The sequence below is a fragment of the Gemmatimonadota bacterium genome (genome assembly GCA_016719105.1).
Taxonomy (GTDB): Bacteria; Gemmatimonadota; Gemmatimonadetes; order Gemmatimonadales; family Gemmatimonadaceae; genus SCN-70-22.
In genome coordinates, this window is record JADKAQ010000004.1 from 139,212 (window position 1) to 156,700 (window position 17,489).

Annotated in this window: 13 protein-coding genes; 4 read left to right on the forward strand and 9 right to left on the reverse strand. The window is 71.1% G+C overall.

The features are described from left to right. Positions 1-2: 2 nt before the first annotated feature. On the forward strand, positions 3-1,007 hold the full coding sequence (locus IPN47_08685; GenBank protein MBK9408110.1) for an OmpA family protein: 1,005 nt from the start codon (positions 3-5) through the stop codon (positions 1,005-1,007). Between the two features lie 93 nt (positions 1,008-1,100). Here the strand turns inward: IPN47_08685 and IPN47_08690 are convergent, their stop codons facing one another. Next, entirely contained in the window at positions 1,101-1,517 is a 417-nt protein-coding gene (locus IPN47_08690) for a hypothetical protein (GenBank protein MBK9408111.1), read from the reverse strand. 215 nt (positions 1,518-1,732) lie between these two features. Between IPN47_08690 and IPN47_08695 the strand changes: the two genes are divergently transcribed. Together IPN47_08695 and IPN47_08700 are read left to right on the forward strand one after the other, a co-directional pair. Continuing rightward, positions 1,733-2,077 carry a BlaI/MecI/CopY family transcriptional regulator gene (locus IPN47_08695; protein ID MBK9408112.1) on the forward strand — a complete coding sequence of 115 codons (345 nt, stop codon included), beginning with the start codon at positions 1,733-1,735 and terminating at the stop codon, positions 2,075-2,077. Continuing rightward, positions 2,074-3,627, forward strand: coding sequence for a M56 family metallopeptidase (locus IPN47_08700; protein MBK9408113.1), 1,554 nt, complete (start codon positions 2,074-2,076; stop codon positions 3,625-3,627). The genes IPN47_08695 and IPN47_08700 overlap by 4 nt, the downstream gene beginning before the upstream one ends. A 103-nt stretch (positions 3,628-3,730) precedes the next feature. Here IPN47_08700 and IPN47_08705 read toward each other — a convergent pair whose 3' ends face one another. Genes IPN47_08705 through IPN47_08740 form a run of 8 tightly spaced genes read right to left on the reverse strand, consistent with a single transcriptional unit; the run spans position 3,731 to position 15,067 of the window. After that, positions 3,731-4,069, reverse strand: coding sequence for a hypothetical protein (locus IPN47_08705; GenBank protein MBK9408114.1), 339 nt, complete (start codon positions 4,067-4,069; stop codon positions 3,731-3,733). 13 nt (positions 4,070-4,082) lie between these two features. Continuing rightward, entirely contained in the window at positions 4,083-6,029 is a 1,947-nt protein-coding gene (locus IPN47_08710; GenBank protein ID MBK9408115.1) for an NAD+ synthase, read from the reverse strand. 36 nt (positions 6,030-6,065) lie between these two features. After that, complete coding sequence (locus IPN47_08715; protein ID MBK9408116.1) at positions 6,066-7,145, reverse strand: hypothetical protein; 1,080 nt, start codon at positions 7,143-7,145, stop codon at positions 6,066-6,068. Further along, positions 7,142-9,598 (reverse strand): phosphotransferase, encoded by a 2,457-nt coding sequence (locus tag IPN47_08720; GenBank protein MBK9408117.1) that lies wholly within the window; start codon positions 9,596-9,598, stop codon positions 7,142-7,144. The genes IPN47_08715 and IPN47_08720 overlap by 4 nt, the downstream gene beginning before the upstream one ends. Next, positions 9,588-11,423 (reverse strand): ABC transporter ATP-binding protein, encoded by a 1,836-nt coding sequence (locus tag IPN47_08725; GenBank protein MBK9408118.1) that lies wholly within the window; start codon positions 11,421-11,423, stop codon positions 9,588-9,590. Before IPN47_08725 ends, IPN47_08720 begins: the two co-directional genes overlap by 11 nt. Next, complete coding sequence (locus tag IPN47_08730) at positions 11,420-12,631, reverse strand: glycosyltransferase family 4 protein (protein MBK9408119.1); 1,212 nt, start codon at positions 12,629-12,631, stop codon at positions 11,420-11,422. The genes IPN47_08725 and IPN47_08730 overlap by 4 nt, the downstream gene beginning before the upstream one ends. Further along, complete coding sequence (locus IPN47_08735; protein MBK9408120.1) at positions 12,631-13,863, reverse strand: glycosyltransferase family 4 protein; 1,233 nt, start codon at positions 13,861-13,863, stop codon at positions 12,631-12,633. Before IPN47_08735 ends, IPN47_08730 begins: the two co-directional genes overlap by 1 nt. Next, positions 13,853-15,067, reverse strand: coding sequence for a glycosyltransferase (locus tag IPN47_08740; GenBank protein MBK9408121.1), 1,215 nt, complete (start codon positions 15,065-15,067; stop codon positions 13,853-13,855). Before IPN47_08740 ends, IPN47_08735 begins: the two co-directional genes overlap by 11 nt. Positions 15,068-15,299: 232 nt before the next feature. Between IPN47_08740 and IPN47_08745 the strand changes: the two genes are divergently transcribed. Then, positions 15,300-17,429 (forward strand): PBP1A family penicillin-binding protein, encoded by a 2,130-nt coding sequence (locus tag IPN47_08745; GenBank protein ID MBK9408122.1) that lies wholly within the window; start codon positions 15,300-15,302, stop codon positions 17,427-17,429. The last annotated feature ends 60 nt before the right edge of the window (positions 17,430-17,489 follow it).

Consider the following 17,489-nt stretch of genomic DNA (forward strand, 5'->3'; position numbering starts at 1 on the left):
CCATGATGACGCACTCCTGTCGCGCCCTCGCGCTCTGCACCGTTGCGGCGGCCATCTCGCTCGGTGGTTGCGCCCGCGGTGGCGCCGTCGCCTCGAGCCGCCTCACGCCGGTCAGCGACCGACTCTCGGACGAGTCGTTCGCGCGTGACCTCGCGCTCATCGCCGCGCAGGAACGGCGCGTGATGCAAGCGGTCGCACCGGCCACGACGGAACGCGTGCGCATCGCGCGCCGCGCGCTTGAGTACCTCGCGCTCGCACGCGATGCCTACGAGCGCAACGATCGCTCGTCCTTCCCGGACGATGCGCTCGCCTGGGCGCAGGCCGACCTGGCGTCGCTGACAGGCGGGGCGGCGGCAACCGTCACCAGCGCCGTCCCCATGCCGGGGCCGGCCAAGGCGGCACACCCCTTCCTTGCGGGGAAGGCGTGCTACGCCGAGACGCAGTCGCCGTGGGCGCAGACGCTCAACGGCATGGAGGCGCGTGCCGGTGCGCCCATCGTCCCGGATCGACCCGCGCCGGTTCCTGTCGATGAGCGTCCACTGCCCGAGCGCCCCACTCGGTGCGCCGGGCCTGAGCGACTCGTCGGCGTTCCCGGCAACGTGCACTTTGCCCTCGATCGCTCCATGCTGTCCAGCGCCACGCGCGAGGTGCTCGATCGCGCCGCGGCGGCACTCGCTCCCTTCCCGAACGTGCGTGTGCGGCTGGCGGGGCACACCGACGTGCGGGCGTCGGAGGCGTACAATCAGGCGCTCTCCGAGCGTCGAGTGAACGCGGTGCGCGACTACCTGGCGGCGCGCGGCGTCTCGGTCGAGCGGCTCGAGACTGACGCGCGCGGCGAGTTGCAGCCGCTCGTCGCCGGTGGCTCCGCCCGTGACCACGCCCGCAACCGTCGCGTCGAACTGCGGTACGTGCTGTGCGACGGGACCGAGATTCCCCTCAGCGAGGAGCTGAGTGACTTGCAGCTCGAGGCCATCCGACGCCGCCAGCTGCCACGCGAGAAGGACTGACCGCCTCGCGCTGGACGCCCGAATCGAAACGCCCCCGCGCCGGCAACCGGCACGGGGGCGTTTCGTCACGGCGATACGTGCGACCGCGAGCGGTCACTCCTTTCGCACGAACGACACCTGCGAGATGATCGCCGAGCGCTCGCCGCAGCCATCCTCGACCGGCGCCAGGCGCACCGTCTTGCCGTCCTCGGAGATCGTGAGCTTGTACTTGGCCTGGCCGGGGCACATCAGCTGCCCCTCGATGTCGGTCCACACGAGGTGCTCCCCTTCGTACGACATGCGCGAGCGGGTCATCAACGCCCCGCCCTGTTCGATGATGAGGAGCGAGTCGCCTTCGAAGCGGGTCGTGAAGACGGAGACATCCATGCCCCCGGAGAAGTTCTGGTCGGGGACGACCTGATAGGTGCCCGGGGTAATCTTGCGCGGCGCCGTGCCGTTCTGGGCGAACGCGACGGACGGGACCGCGACGAGGACGGCCGCGAGCATCAGGCGACGGAGCAGGGTCGGCATGTGCGAGGTGTCAGTGGTGAGGGTTGGCGACCGCCCGGCCATCGCCGAGGGTCGGTGCTACAACGATACCTGAAAAGGAACGCAGGCGCTGCGGAACGGTTTCGACTACTAAAAAACTAGTTGACAGAATCTGGCGAGGGGGACATCTTCTACGAAAGATCTAGTAGGAGCGAGTCGTGGACGAGGTCGTCTTTACCGGGCGCGAACTGGACGTGATGGCGGTGCTGTGGGCCAGGGGCCCGAGTACCGTCGCTGAAGTGAAGGAGTCCCTCGACGACGCGCTGGCATACACCACCGTGCTCACGGTGTTGCGCACGCTCGAGGCAAAGGGGCACGTGACGCACGAGAGCGACGGCAAGGCGCATCGCTACGTGGCCCGGGTGGAGCGAGATGCCGCCGGGCGTTCGGCGCTGGGGCGTATCGTCGAGAAGATCTTCGGTGGCTCGCGCGAACTGCTGCTCACGCAGTTGGTCGGGGAACGGTCCGTCGACGATGCAGAGCTCAAGCGCCTCCGCCGGATCCTCAATGAACGCCTCAAGGAGAGCGGAGGGAGCCGGTGATCGCCCCGTGGATGCTCTACACCGTGGTGGTAGGCGCGTGTGCCGCTGCCGCGGCGCTGGCGGTCGAGCCGCTGGTGGTGGCGCGCGGTGGTGCGAGACGTGGGGGCTGGTTGGTGGCGCTCGTCGTTGCCTTCCTCGGGCCGGTCGCGGTCGCCATTCGTCCGGTGGCGCTCCCTGGCGCCCTGCCGACGGCCGTGGGAGCGTCGCGCGTGGCGAGCGGAGGGGGCACCCCGATCCTCGTTCCGGCGGGGGCGGATTGGGAGCGGTGGCTCGTGGTCGTTTGGATGGCGGCATCGCTGGCGATGTGGTTGGCGCTGGCGGTCAGCGCGTTCCAACTCTGGCGTGCAGGACGACGGGCCACGGCGGTCGTCCTCGACGGCGCGCGCGTCGCCCTCACCCCCGACACCGGGCCTGGAGCCCTCTGCTTCGGCGGCACACGCATCGTGATGCCCGCGTGGCTGGCGACGCTCGACGTGTCGCGCCGTGCGCTCCTGGTTCGCCATGAGGATGAGCACGTGCGCGCGGGCGATCCGTATCTCCTCCTGGCGTCACTCGGCGCGCTCGCGCTGATGCCCTGGAACCCCTCGCTCTGGTTCATCGCGCAGCGCCTGCGCACGGCGCTCGAGCTCGATTGTGATGCCCGTGTCCTTGCCAGTGGTGCCGACGTGCGGACCTATGGCGAGTTGCTCCTGACGGTTGCCGCCACGCGGCGCCCGCCTCGGCTTGCGGCCTACCTGGCGTTTGCCGCCTCTCCCTCTCCCCTCGAACGAAGGATTCGCGCCATGACCTCCCTCCGCCCCGACCTGGGGACCATGCGCCAGCTCCTGCTGGCTGTCGTGGCCCTCAGCGCCGTCGTCACCGCCTGCGAGACCCGTCGCCCTGACCCGGTCGCCCCGGTGACCTCCTTCACGGTGGCCGACGGCCAGGTGACGGCCGCATCGACGCCCACGGGTGCGCAGGCCGACTCGATCAAGGTGCGGTTGAGCACCGAGGTGCGCGAGCGCGTCCCCGCCCCCACGCTCTCGGGGAACGTGAACGATCCGCTGGTCATGGTCTACGATGCCGAGGGACGGGTGGTCATGACCGGGCGCCTCGGGGCGAGGAGCTCCACGGGACAGCTGATGCTCGATTCGCTCCCCGTGCCGGCTGATGCGATCGCCACCGTCGAGGTGATCAAGGACGGATCGTTCCTGCCGGCGGAGGCGAAGGGCGGAGTGATCCGGCTGACGCTCAAGGCCGATCGCTCCATGAAGCGATCGCCCGCCCCGGCGAGTGCGGGGGCCGGTGTCAGCGTTCGCGAGCGGAGTGAGACGGCGGCGCCTCCCCGAACCCTTGTCGCCATCGTCATGAACAGCGAGGGGAAGGAACTCCTTCGCGAGGAGATCACTGCCCAGGGCGGTCGTGGGGCGGGTGAACGGCTCGACCAGTTGGTGGATCCGGCCGCGATTGCCAGCGTCAACGTGATCAAGGTCCCGGCGGGCGCGGCAGCGCCGCGCGACGAAGTGCACATCGTGCTAAAGCCCGGGCAGGGACTCAAGGCACGGCGTTAGGCGACCGCGCCGCCCCGACGTCACGCCCCACGGGTGGTCCGCGTCGGCGACGTACGCCGTCCGGTCCGCGCCGACCGCCTAACGCCCGACCGCCAGCTGCCGCCTAGCGGCGCCAGAACGTTTCGTCCACCACGCCGACATCGAGGGTCAGGCCGGTGGACGATGCCGCATCGGGGGTGATGTCGATGCGTGATGTCTCGACCAGCGCCCCATTGGGGGCGTACAGGACGAGGGCCAGCGTGTCGCGCGCGCGGCGGTAGCGCGACCGCTGCTCGTCGCTCGCGTCGACGTCGCCCACGGGCAGGAGCGCGAAGATCGGCTCGACGAGCTCCCATCCCAACCCGGGACGAAAGGCGCCACGCGCCGTGCGCCTGTCGGCGTCGCGCTGGGCCAGGTCCGAGCGACCGACGATCACGTCGCGCAGCTTCAGCACATACGACACAGGCGCCTCGCCGTTAGTAGTCGACTGGGCGCAGGTACGATTCGCCGATCGCCGTCTGCGAGAGCATGGCGACGGTCGGGAGCTTGCGCTTCCAGTGCGTCCCGTCGAGCCGACGGCGCACCAGCGCCACCTCGGCCGCGTCGAAGCCGTGCGACACCAGGTCGTTGGCCGAGAAGCCGGTGAGGAGCCAGTTGAGGATGATGTCGGCGCGCGCGTAACTGATCCCGAAGTCCCCTTCGTCGGTCTGCCCCTTGATGAGGTCTGCCGAAGCCGGCTTGCTGACGATCACGTCGGGGACGCCGAGGTGTCGCGCCAACGCCCAGACTTGCGTCTTGAACAGGTCGCCGAGCGGGTTGATGGGGGGCGAATCGTCGGCATGCCAGGTGAAGTAGCCGAAGAGTCGCTCGGTCTTGTTCCCGGTGCCTAACGGGACGCCGCGCAGGGTCGCCGACTGGTCGAACAAGGCGATCATGCGCACGCGCGCCATCACGTTGCCGCGGCGCGTGGGATCGGCGTCGGGTTCGTGCGCCAGGTAGCCGTCCACGGCGCCGGAGATGTCCAGGGTGCGCGACGGGATCCCGAGGGCGTCGACGACGAGCTGCGCATGCTCCAGCGATTCGGGGCTCGAGGTGCGATAGGGGAGTCGCAGCCCGAGCACGTTCTCGGCGCCGAGGGCGCGGGCCGCGAGGAAGGCGGTGACGGCGGAGTCGACCCCTCCCGAAACGCCGACGACGGCCTTGGCAAAGCCGCGCCGCGCCATCTCGTCCCGGATGAAGCGCGTGAGCCAGGCTTCGACGAGCGGGGCGTTGATCGTCAGGGGGGGCGGGCCACCGATCCCGTCGAGGGGGTCGGCAGCGGAAATGATACGAACCGCGGGGAATTGATGACGCGCGGTGGGGCGGGGAGGGTGAGGATTTGTTGTTGGGGGGGGCCCCCCGCTCGAGCGGAGCCCGACCTCGGTCGCCTGCACCGGCGCACCGGCCTCACCGCTCGCAGCGGGCAATGCCTCGCCGCTCACCGCCGACTCATCGGTGTCGTACGGCGTCAGCCCCGCGCGTTCGCCACGCTCGGCCCCTTCCAGCGAACGGCGCAGGTGCGGGAGCGCCGTCCGGAGGTCGGCCAGCAACGGTGTATCGGCGCGTGCGCGCCCGATGTCGCCCAGGTCGAGCGTGGTGACCAGGAGCGCCTCTTCCCACTCCGGACCGCGAACGCGCAGGTCGCCGTGCGGCCCCAGCAGCGCCGAGCAGCCGGCGAAGACCTTTCCCCCCTCGCTCCCCACCAGGTTGGCGAGGGAGACGAAGACGCCATGCTCCTCGGCGATCTCGCGAATCAGTCGCTCCCAGCGGGCGACCGTCGCCGGCCCGGGGTGGCCGTCGTCGCGCGGATGGATACCGCGCGCCGGTGCAGCTGACGATACGAAGATCACCTCGGCGTCGTCGAGCGCGGCGATCGTCCCCGAGAGCGAGTGCCAGGCGTCCTCGCAGATCAGGATCGCGGCACGCCCCCACGGCGTGTCGAAGGCACGGATCTCGTGCCCGCGTTCCACGAAGCGCTCCTCGTCGAACAGCCCGTACGTCGGCAGGAATGCCTTGCGGTGCACGTGCAGGACACGCGGTGCCCCCTCGCCAAGCCGCACGTACGCTGCGGAATTGTAGAGTGTCCCCCGCCAGCGCTCGTAGAAGCCGGCGATCACGTCCACGGGGCGCAGGGCGCCTTTCGCGGCGGCCCGATACGCTCGGTCGAGGTCGGCCGCGAGCGTGCCTGCGCTCACGGCCACCTCACGCACACCGCCCTCGACGAAGTACCCCGACAGCACGGTCTCGGGGAGATGAACGACCTGCGGTCTCGGCTGGCTCTCGGCGAGCTGGGCGAGCAGTTCGCCCAGCCGGGCGAGGTTCCCCTGATAGTCGCCCTTGCGCGGGTGCAGCTGGGCGACGGCGATGGTCACGGAGCGCGGCATGCCGAAAGCTGGCCTCCCGCGCCCCGGACAGCAACGCTACCAGCGACGCGAAATCCCCACCGAGACGAGGTGTTGCACGAAGTGCTTGTCGGGGTCGTTGGAGCCGCGGCGCTCCGGTTCGTAGCGCACGTCGAGATCGTTCCCCCAGGCGCTCCATCGCCATCCGAGCGCCGGCTCCCATCGGAAGTCGTGGCGTGGGACGTCCACGTCCTCCACCTCGACGAAACGGTTGGGGTAGCGCTGGTCCCGGTACTTCAGCTCGATGTCGAGGAACGAGCGCTGTCCCAGCGGCGCACTGTACGCCGTCGCGAAGGTGATGCGACGGTAGTCGAAGCGGTCGCCGCGGGCTGCATTGCGTTCCACGCGTGCCTCCCCTTCCCACGTGGAACCGTCGGCCGACCGCTGCCGGAGTTCGACGGCGCCGTACGCATTGCGCGCATGCTGTTCGGGCGCATCGGGGTACCGGCGCCAGCGATGCGCTCCAACCAACCGCAGCCGGTGTCGATCGGAGAGCCTGAGGTCCACGCGCGGCAGCACGGCCACCTGGTCGGCCACGTCGCGGTCCTCGGCCGATCCCTTGAGCGAGCCTTCGCTGACCAGCCCGACCTCGAGCGCGCGCGCCAGCTGGGCGGTTGCCGAGATGCGCAGCCGTTGGGACACGCGATCGAAGCGCTCGGTCGCCGAGTAACGGTGCACGGCGGCGTCGTACTCCGTGGCCAGCCACGGGCGATCGCCCCCCGCCTGCAGGCGCAATCCGAGCCCGCTCACCATTCCCACCGAGCGTGTCGGCACCAGGTCACGATTGACGTTGCTGTCGTAGCGCGACCCCATGAACGAGACGAGGGAGATCCATCGGTCGGCCGGGCGCGCCATCGGCTCCCGGGATGCCTTGGCGCGGGCATCGACGCCCTTGCCGACGGCGCCGGCCACGGTGCGGGAACGCAAGGCGACATCCGTCAGGCGCAACGAATCCACCGGCGGCACGACGGCTGGCCGAGCGGCGATTGTCAGCGGCGGAACGACGGGTCGCTTCCGGGCCTGGCGCGACTGCGCGGGGAGCACCCCGGCGGCACCGGCCACCAGCGCCAGCACGGGGAGCGCGGTGCGGAGATTCATGACGCGCCTTCCTCGAGGAAATGGTCGCACAGTGTGTCGAGCGATTGCGGCTCACGGCCGATCGCACCACGCGTGAGGTGCAGGACGTGGTGGAGCAGCGTGCCGGCGTATGGACGGCGGTCGGCATGATGCCGGGCGATCTCGGCGAGCCGCGCCAGGGTGAGTACCGCGTATCGGGCGACGGCGTCCGACGTGAGGGGGGTGTGTAGGGCGCCAAGGGCCCCGTCGCCGAAGGTGCGTGCCGCCACGATGAGCGCCCCGTGTCGCGCCGCCGTCCGGAGCGACAGCTCCAGCAGGTGCCCGATCATGTTCCCGGCATCCAGCGCGGGATCACCGTCAGCCGCAAGGTCGAGATCGACGACCCAGGTGCGCGTGCCGTCAAGCAGCAGCTGGTCGGGATAGAAGTCGCGATGCAGCAGCGTGCGTGGCAGTCGCCCCCGCAGCGGGGCGCCAAGCGCAACACAGCGTGTCGTCGCCAGTGACAGCGCGCTGGCGAGCGCGGGCGACTCGCGCGCCCATGTCGCCAGGCGCGTGGCGAGCGTGTCCAGCTCGTCATCGACGGTGCGTCGGCGGCGCGAGGTGACCGGCGCCTGATGCAGCGCCGTCATCGCGACCGCCATCTGCGTGCCGATGCGTGCGGCGTCACCATCCGCGAGCAACAGCGCGGTGGCGGGAGTGCCGGCGACCCGTTCGAACAGCGAGAGGTGGTGCGCGTCGACGACGCCGACCGGGCGTGGGACACCGACGGAGGCGGCGCCGTCGCCGGAGAGGCCGGCGAAGCGCAGCGCGTGCGCCAGGATCACGGACCGCTCGTCCGTCCCACGCGCGCGCACCTTGCCGATCCAACGCGCGGCAGCGCCGTCGCCCCGCGTCAGGCGAACGTCGAGCACCGCCCGTCGCCCTGGCTTGTGACGGATGAGCGACACGTCCTGGACGTCGCGGATGGGAAAGGGGTCTCCCAGTCGGCGCGCGCGGAGGGCGAGCAGCGCGGCGGGCGGGTCGAGGAGCGGGGCGGCGAAGGCGAGGGCCGGGTCCGCGGCCAACTGCAGGTAGGTGCGCGCGCCCGGCGAGTGCGGCGTGCTGGCCGCGCTCGCGCTCGTGCTGGGCGCGCTCGTGCTGGGCAGGCTCGCGCTGGGCAGGCTCGTGCCGCACGGCGTGCCGCCGGTCCGCGGCGCGACGGTCGCGTCCCGCAGCGCGCGCTCGGCGCGATCGAGGAGCGCCCGCGTGAGGGTAGGCCACTCGTCGTGACGGTGACGGAAGGGGTGCGGCGTGAGGCGCAGGATGGCCTCCGCCAGCCGCAACGACAGCCATCGGCGATCGATCGCCCCGCCGGCCGATGCGTATCCCTGCAGCAGGTCCCCCTCGATGCCCGCGACGTGCGCCTCGGTGAGCTCCCCGCGTGCGGCGTCGCGATGCAGGTGCGCCACGAAGAGGGCGAGGTCGGCGTGAGAGTCGCCGAGTGCGGCCTCATCGAAGTCGATGAGCCCGAGCTGGTGGTCGTCGACGAGGAACTGCTTGGCGTAGCAGTCGCCGTGCGTGGGGACGGCACGACGGGGCGCGCCGGCCAGGCGAGGCGCGATGGCATCGGTGATCGCGGCGAGGCGCTGCTGCTCGGAGGGGAGAAGTGCCCCGACATCCGACGCCAGCGCGCGCAACGACATGGCGTCGCGCGCGGCGTTGCGCCGAGGCCAGCCATCACGAGGGCCGGCGTGCAGTGCGGCGATGGCGCGCCCGACGCGGCGCAGTAGCTCCGGCGTGGCTGCGCCGCGGGCGATGCGATCGGCGAGCAGTTCCCCGGGGAGCCACTCGATGGCACGCACGCAGCGGCGATCGTGGCGGCCAAGCTCGCGAGCCGCGCGGACGTCGCTGCTCCCATCGAGCCATGCCGGCGTGGGACCCAACGAGGGAAAATCCGCGTGGGTGTAGCCCTTCACGGCCGCGTAGGGGGTGCCGGACCGGTCCACGCGCGCCACGTAGCGGCGCGACGGCTTGTACACCAGTCGACGCGGCGCCAGGCCATCGTCGTCGGGCGATGCGAGGCCGACGCGGTCGTAGAGTCGTTGGCGCGCGGTGTCGTCGTGCAGGCGTGCGAGCGCCGGCAACGCCCGGTCATGCGGGAAGGCGATGGACAGCAGGCGCTGCGCACGATCGATCACGGTGGTTGCGCCGTCGCGCACGGCACGCTCGGCGTCGCGCGCGAAGGCGGTTGCTCCCTCGGTGTCGCGTGCGTACGCGCGCACCACGTGCGTACGGCATCCGCTCGCCGACGCGATGTCGAGGCTCGTCAGGCAGGATCGCCCGGCCTTGTAGCGAACGTACGAGATGCCAGCGGTAGTCGTGGCATCGTCGGCGCCGTGCACGAAGGCGAGCAGTGCGTCCGGGCTGAGCACGGTGGCGAGTCCCGGAATCGCGCGATCGCGCTGCGCGAGGGCGGCGTCGCCCTCACCCAGCATGGGACACCGCATAGGGGACCGGGGCCGGGGCGATGCCGGAACGGGCTGCCTGCTCGCGATACCAGCGGGCGAACTGCCCACCGTCGCGCACCAGCACCGATGGGGCGCCCTGCTCCACGACCTGCCCGCCGTCGAGGACGAGGACGCGGTCGGCGCGAGCGGCCAGGTGCAACGCGTGCGTGACGAGGATCGTCGTACGTCCGCGCGCCAGGCGCGCGATCGCGGCCGCCACCGCCTGTTCGTTGTCCTCATCGAGGCCGGCCGTCGGCTCATCGAGCACGACGAGCGGCGTGTTACGCAGAAAGGCGCGCGCGAGCGCGAGGCGCTGGCGCTGTCCATTGGAGAGCGTGACCCCACGTTCACCCACCATGGTATCCAGCCCATCCGGGAGCGGCGCGATGAACTCCAGCGCGTGGCTGTCGCGCAGCGCCGCCAGCAGTCGCGTGTCATCGGCGTCAGGCGCCACGAGCTGCAGGTTGTGGCGCAGTGTCCCGGCGAAGAGGACGGTATCCTGCAGGACGACGCCCACCTGTGCGCGGTAGGACTCGCGCCGGTAGTGGCGGATGTCCTCGCCATCCACCACGATGCGTCCGCTCACTGGCTCGTGCAGCCGGGTGAGGAGCGATGCGAGAGTAGACTTGCCGGCTCCCGAGCGCCCGACGACGGCGACGAGCTCGCCAGGTGCAATGCTGAACGACACCTCGCGCAGGATCGGGACATCCGGCTCGTAGCCGAAGCTGACTACCTCGAAGCGGACGGCCCCACGAAGGGGTGGAGCAACGATCGCCCCCGGGGCATCGGGGGTCCCCACCGGCGTCTCCAGGATCTCCAGCACGCGCTCGGCCGCGGCCGATGCCTTGCCCAGTCGCGCTGTGTACTTGGCGAAGCTCTGCAGCGGCTTGAAGGCCGCCTTGAGGTAGGCGACGAAGACGACGAGATCGCCCGCGCTCATCGCTCCGCCCAGGACTTCGTACGCGCCGCGCCAGAGCACGAGCGCCGTCGAGAGCGCGATGAGAATGTCGACCGACCGCTCGAGCCCGGCGGCCAGACGCTTGGAGCGGACTCCCTGCTTGAGGCTTCCGGCGTTCTGGCGCCCGAAGGTGCCGGCCATCGCGTCCTGCATCGACAGCGCCTGCACGGTGCGGATGGCGCTCACCGATTCGGCGGCAGCGGCTGCCATCGCCCCTTCCCGCGCGCGCTGCGCCCGCGCGGCCTCGCGCAGGCGTCCATGCGTGCGGCGCCAGCGGAAGAGGAAGAAGGGGAGCGGGGCACACGCGATGAGGGCGAGCCCCGGCTGCATCCAGAGCATGAGTGCCGTCATCCCGACGAGGATCGTGGCGTCGCCCAGCAGCGGGAGGAGCGCCGTGACCGCGACGTCCTGCAGCATGCCGACATCGTTGGTGAGCCGGACGGTGAGGTCGCCGGCGCGCGCGCGGGCGTGGAAGCCCAGTGGCAGGAGTTGCATCTGGCGGAAGAGCGCCTCGCGCACCCCCGTCAGCGCCCGCGAGGCCACCGTGGCAAGGGCCACGGTCTGGATGTAGCTCGCCACGGCGCGTAGCGAGACGGCGGCGACCAGCGCGATCGCCGCCAGGGAGATCACCTGCGATGCCTCGAGCCCGGCGGCGCCGGCGGTGCGTCCGGCCTGCGGGAGCACGCGATCGAAGACGAGCTTGAGCGGCCAGGGCTCCGCCAGCCGCAACGCCACTTCGGCGAGCAGGGATGCCGTCGCGAGGGCGATGGTCGCCCGCTGCGCGCGCAGCGCGGGGAGCAGGTGAGGGGCCAGGCGACGCCAGGTGCCGGCGCCACGGCGCGGACGGCGGCTCATGCCGGGACCCCCACCGCATCGCCGGCACCGGGGCGCACCAGCGACGACATGCGCGGGAGCGGGTGTCGCGCCACCGCAATGATCCGTCGCACCGCCGCGTCCCAGGTGCGGGTGGCCAGCGCCTCGCGCCGTCCCTCGCGCGCCATCGAGAGCGCGAGCGCGCGGTCGAGGCGAAGTCGGTTGCACGCCGACGCCGTCGCGCGGGCGTCGCCCGGTGGCACGAGCAGTCCGGTCACGCCATGGCGCACCAGCTCCGGCAGCTGGCCGGTGCGGCTGGCCACGACCGGGACGCCGGCCGCCAGGTACTCCACGACCTTGAGTGGCGAGAAGTAGGCATCGCCGCTGGCGGGATACGGGGCGAGCGCCACGTCCATCGCCGCCAGGTGATGCGCCACCTCCTCGGGGCGCACGGCCCCGGTGATGGTCGCGGCGTCCGTGAGTCCCCGTCGTTCGAGGTCCGCGGCGAGCGCCGCGCGTTCCGGCCCGTCCCCAACGATCAAGAGCCGAGCCTGGCCGTCGATCGCCCGCACGAAGGCGAACGACTCGACCAGGGCATCGAGGCCGTGCCACGGCTTGAGCGTGCCCAGGAATCCCAGCGTGAATGGGCGCCCGGCCCGTCCCCCGGCAAAGGCCGGCGTCGGGAAACGTGTCGGATCGATCCCGTTAGGCACGACCAGGACCGGAGCGCGCCGGGTGGGCTGGTCGCGCAGGTAGCGCGCGACCGGTTGCGAGACCGCGACCAACAGTGCCGCGTCGGCGAAGGCGCTCGCGGCCACCCGCTCGGCACCGGCCACATCGACGAGTTCGCGATGCGTGCGCTGCTCCTCGATGAGCGGGGCATTGACCTCCAGGATCCCGGGCACGCCATGGCGACGGGCGTACGACATGCCGGCAGTTCCCCAGAGCGAGTAGCGCTCGTAGACCAGGTCGAACGGCCCCTGTCGCGTGAGGATCTCGGCGATGCGGGCATCGACCGCGCACATCGCGCGCTCCCGCTGGGCCGCGGTTGTGGCGGCGGCCGGCTCCACCAGCAGGACGGGGAGCTCGGACAGTGCGGCGGGGGGCGAGCCCCCGGCGCGCGCGGCGACCAGCGTCACGTCGTGTCCTTCGCGTCGCATCGCCGAGACGACGCCCTGCACGTGGACCGAGGCCCCCTTGGTCCCAAACACCGGAATGCCCGCATCGGCACAGACGTAGGCGATGCGCATCACGAGGCCATGGCGATGGGGGACGCGGCAGGCGCCGCCTGGAAGAGTGCGCGGACGAGGGCGGCGTTGCGCCGCACGTCGAACGCCGCCTCGATGAGCGCGCGTGCGTCGGTGGCGAGCTGCAGGCGCAACGCGGGCCCCTCGAGGAGGGCGCGCAGCGCGACGGCCAGCGCCGGCGCATCCTGGGGGGGCACCAGCAAGCCGGTTTCTCGGTGGCGCACCAACTCGGGGATGCCGACCACGTCGGTGGCGACGCACGGCGTGCCGAGCGCCATCGCCTCGACGAGCACGGTGGGCAGCCCGTCGCGATCGCCGTCCTCGGCCACCACGCACGGGGCGGCGAAGACGGTGGCCTCACGCAACGCCGCCATGACCTCGCGCTGCGGCAGTGGTCCGTCGAACTGCACCACCTGCTCGAGCCCGAGCGCGGTGGCCCGTGCCCGCAACGATCCCTCCTCGCTCCCGCCGCCCACCAGGCGGCAGGTGAAGCGCGCGCCGTCGCGCACCAGGAGCGCACACGCGTCCAGCAGGACGTCGAATCCCTTCTTGGGGACGAAGCGTCCCACCGCCAGGATCGTGGGGCGCCGATCGCTACGCAGGGCCACGTCGAAACGATCGAGGTCGAGGCCGTTGTAGATGCGATGCAGCTGCGACGCATCCACGCCGATCGTCTCCACGAGGTAGCGCGCGTTGTAGTCGCTGACCGTGACCACCCCCGAGGCGTCGCGCAACAGGGCGCGCAGGGCGTCGGTCGTCACCGAGTCGTGGTAGATGTCCTTGGCGTGCGCCGTGATCGAGAAGGTGATCCCGGCCCAGCGCGCGGCAAGGCGCGCCACCTGCGCCGGCATCGTCGCAAAGTGCGCGTGCAGGTGCGTGATGCCACGCTGCCTAACGGCCGCCGCGAGGCGCGCCGCCTGGTAGACGACGCGCGCCTCCTGCCCGCGTGCCGCCTCCAGCGACTGCCAGATGGCCGGGACGACGTGCGCGGCACCCTCGATCGCGCTCCAGAAGTCGAACGCGCGCACCCCCTCGGCCGTCAGGTAGGTGACCGGAGCCTTCACCAACGACAGGGTATCCTGGAAGTGCGTGTCGTTGGGCGGATAAAGCGAGAAGATGTCGACGGGGAGGCCGGCGGCTTCGTGCGCCAGGATCTCGTTGACGATGAAGGTCTCGGAAAAGCGCGGGTACCGCTTCACTACGTACCCGACGCGCGGTGTGGGTTCACGACGCACAGCGCACCTCGGGGATGGAGCGACGGGAGGCGCGGGAGACCGCTGACGGTGACAGGATGGCCGACAGCATCGCGTGCAGTTCGGTGGCGGTGTGCATGCGCACCGGCGTGATGTCGCCGGGACGCGGCGTCCCCGCCACCCACTGGGCGAGTGCCTCGGGGGTGCAATGCGACGGATGCAGGACGTCGAGCAGCCCACGCGCCGCGAGGCGCTCGGCCCGGATGAGTTGCTCCTCGCGGGGATGCACGCGAGGGACGATGAGGGCGCGCGGCGCGTAGGTCAGGATGTCGCAGACGGTGTTGTAGCCCCCCATCGCGATCACGGCGGCCGCCCTGCGGATGAGGTGCGACGGTTCGTCGGCGAAGGTGGCGACCTCCAGGCGAGGATTGCGTTCGGCGAGGGCGTTCACCCGCGCGCGACACGCGTCCGACATCATCGGCCCCGTCACCAGCATCGCCCGGTGATCATCGGGAAACGGCGCCGCGGCGAACGCCTCGGCGAGCACCGAGCCGTCCTGCCCGCCGCCCACCATGCAGAGCACGAGCTTGGATTCGTCGCGCGACGCCTCGGGGGCGAGCAACTCCGCGGTGGAGCGCCCACGCTGGTCCAGGTAGCCGGTGTAGGTCACGCGCGAGGCGATGTCGCGGGGAAAGCCATACTCCTGCGCCACGTCGTTCACCTGCGCGTCTCCGTAGACCCAGATCGCCTCGAAGTGACGGCGGATCACGTCGACGTTGCCGGACCGCGTCCACTCACGTTGCACCTGCTCGGGTTCGTCGAGCACGTCGCGCAGCCCGAGGATGCAGCGGGTGCGCCCCGCCTGTCGCAAGCGCGCCAGCGCCCGGTCCAACTCGTGCTGCGCCCCACGCGGCACGTTGTCCACGATGAAGACGTCGGGGCGAAACGCCTCCAGCGCCGCCGCGATCGCGGTGGAGCGTACCGCGACCAACTCCTGCACCGGGACGTCGAGCGATCGCGCGTGATATCGCGACTGCGAGTCCTTGTACAGCGACGGAAGGCTCAGGCAGTCCACGCCGCGCGGCAGCGGGAAGCGCGAGATCTCGCGCGAGCCGCTGATCAGCAGCACGGCGGGGCGCTCGGGTGCCGCGGCGAGCGTTTCCGCCAGCAGGAGATTGCGGCGCATGTGCCCCAATCCCATCGTGTCGTGGGAGTAGAGGGCAATGCGGAGATGGCGTTCGCTCATGGCGGGCGGGGCGAGGGGCGGTGCGATCAGGACACTCCACCCACTCGCAACTCCGGAACCGCGGGCAACCCGCATGGCACGCGGGGTATTAGCCTATGCCAGACAACGAGTTGGCTCGCCCCGCACGTCGGGCGGCTACCGCACCGACTCGCTACGCCACGGTGCAGCATCGGTACGATTCGTTACACTCGGTGACTCGGCCGTTGCGCCGGACGCCTCGCATCAAACGGTCATGAGCAAAGCTGGTTGTGATGGGCATCACGAAACGCGGCGCACCGACATGCGCCTGACGACGCGCGGAATCCGCCGCACGTCATCGCCGGCCGGGCGAAACAGCCCCGCCCGGCAGTCGGCGGTTTGGCGGTGGACGGGGGCCGCGCTGCTCCTGCTGGCGCCGCCGACCCGCCTGGCGGCGCAGCGCCCCGCTTCGACCGGCGAGCCGTGGCAGATCGTCAGCATGCCGCAATCGTCGCAGGTGCTGGCGCGCGATGGATCGCTTGTCGGCGAGATCGGGCGCCAGTGGCGGACCATCGTCCCGATCAAGTCGCTGCCGCGCTACGTCCCGCAGGCCTTCGTGGCCGTGGAAGACCAGCGCTTTTACCAGCATGACGGCGTCGATCTCGTCGGCGTCGCCGGGGCGCTCAAGGACGCGCTGGGCGGACGACTGCGGGGGGCCAGCACGATCACCCAGCAGCTCGTCGGGAACATGCACCCCGACATCATCGATCGCACGGATCGCAGTCCCATGCGCAAGCTCCGCGAGCAGTCGGCGGCGCGCGAAATGGAGAAGCACTATTCCAAGGAGCAGATCCTCGAGGCGTACCTCAACTTCATTCACTTCGGGTCGCGCTACTACGGCATCGAGTCGGCCGCGCGTCACTACTTCGGCAAGGCCGCGGCCCGCCTGACGATTGCCGAGGCGGCGACGCTCGCGGCGCTGCCCAAGGGGCCTGCGCTCTACGATCCGGCGCGTCACCCCGATCGGGCTCGCGAGCGCCGCAACCTGGTGCTCACGCTCATGGCCCAGCAGCGCTACATCAGCGCGGCGCAAGCGTCCGCCGCGCAGAAGGAGCCGATCGTCACCGCACCTAACGCGGGACTCGCGGCACCGGCGCCGTACTTCGTGGACGTCGTGCGCGTGCAGGCCGAACGTGCCGGCATCAAGGTGGGGGAGGGAGGTTTTCGCGTGACGACCACGCTCGACCCGGCGATCCAGCGCGCGGCGAACGATGCGTTGCGCGACGGAACGGCCGAGGTCGAGGGGCGCGCGGGCTACAAGCACCCGACGTACGCCAACAAGCCCAAGGGGACGACCGGCTACCTGCAGGGGGCGGTCGTCGCCCTCGATCCGTTCACCGGGGACGTGCGCGCCCTGGTGGGAGGGCGCGACTACATCGAGTCGCCGTACAACCGCGCCGTGAACGGGATGCGGCAGCCCGGTTCGGCGTTCAAGCCGATCGTCTATGCCACCGCGGTGGCCGAGAGCATCGCGGTGAACACGATCATCCCCGATACCGCGCTGGCCATCCCGCGCTCCAACCGCACCGTCTACCGCCCCGAGAACGCCGACGGGACGTTCCTCGGGCCCATCACGATGCGCGAGGCACTGGCGCGCTCGCGCAACCCGGTCGCGGTGCAACTGGCGATGCGGGTGGGCATGGACTCGGTCATCGCGATGGCACGCGCGTTAGGCATCTCCTCGTTCATCGCCCCGTATCCGTCCAGTGCCATCGGGGCATCGGTGGTGCAGCCGCTCGACCTCGTGGCCGCGTATGCCACCTTCGCCAACCAGGGGATGCGCGTCGAACCGCGCTTCATCGCGAGCATCGAGGACCGGAACGGCACGGCGGTCTGGCAGGGGCGCGCCACCGCACCGCAACCGGTGCTCGACCCCAAGGTGGCCTTCATCGTGCGCGACATGATGCGCGATGCGGTCGATCGCGGGACGGCCTCTGCCGTGCGTCGCTACGTCCCCGCCGGCATTCCCGTGGCCGGCAAGACCGGGACGACCAATGACAACGCCGACGTCTGGTTCGTCGGCATGACCCCCGATCTCGTCGCGGGCGTCTGGCTCGGCTTCGACAAGCCGAAGACGATCACCCCGGGCGCCGCCGGTGGCTCGCTGGCCGCACCGATCTTCGGACGCCTCGTGCAGCTCGCGGGCGTGGGACGCGAGGGCGGGCCTTGGCTCCCCCCCGAGGGACTCGTGATGGCCGAGCTCGACCGGGTCACCGGAATGGTCGCAACCGCCGACACCCCGGCCGACCGGCGCTATCCCGAGTACTTCATTCCCGGCACCGAGCCGCCACTCCTGCGCATGGATGCCTGGCGGATCCTTCGCGTGGGGCCGATCGTGCACTGAACGACGCCGGCGCGCCGGCAAGAACGGGCCGCGGGTGGCGCGCCCGCATCGTCAGGCACG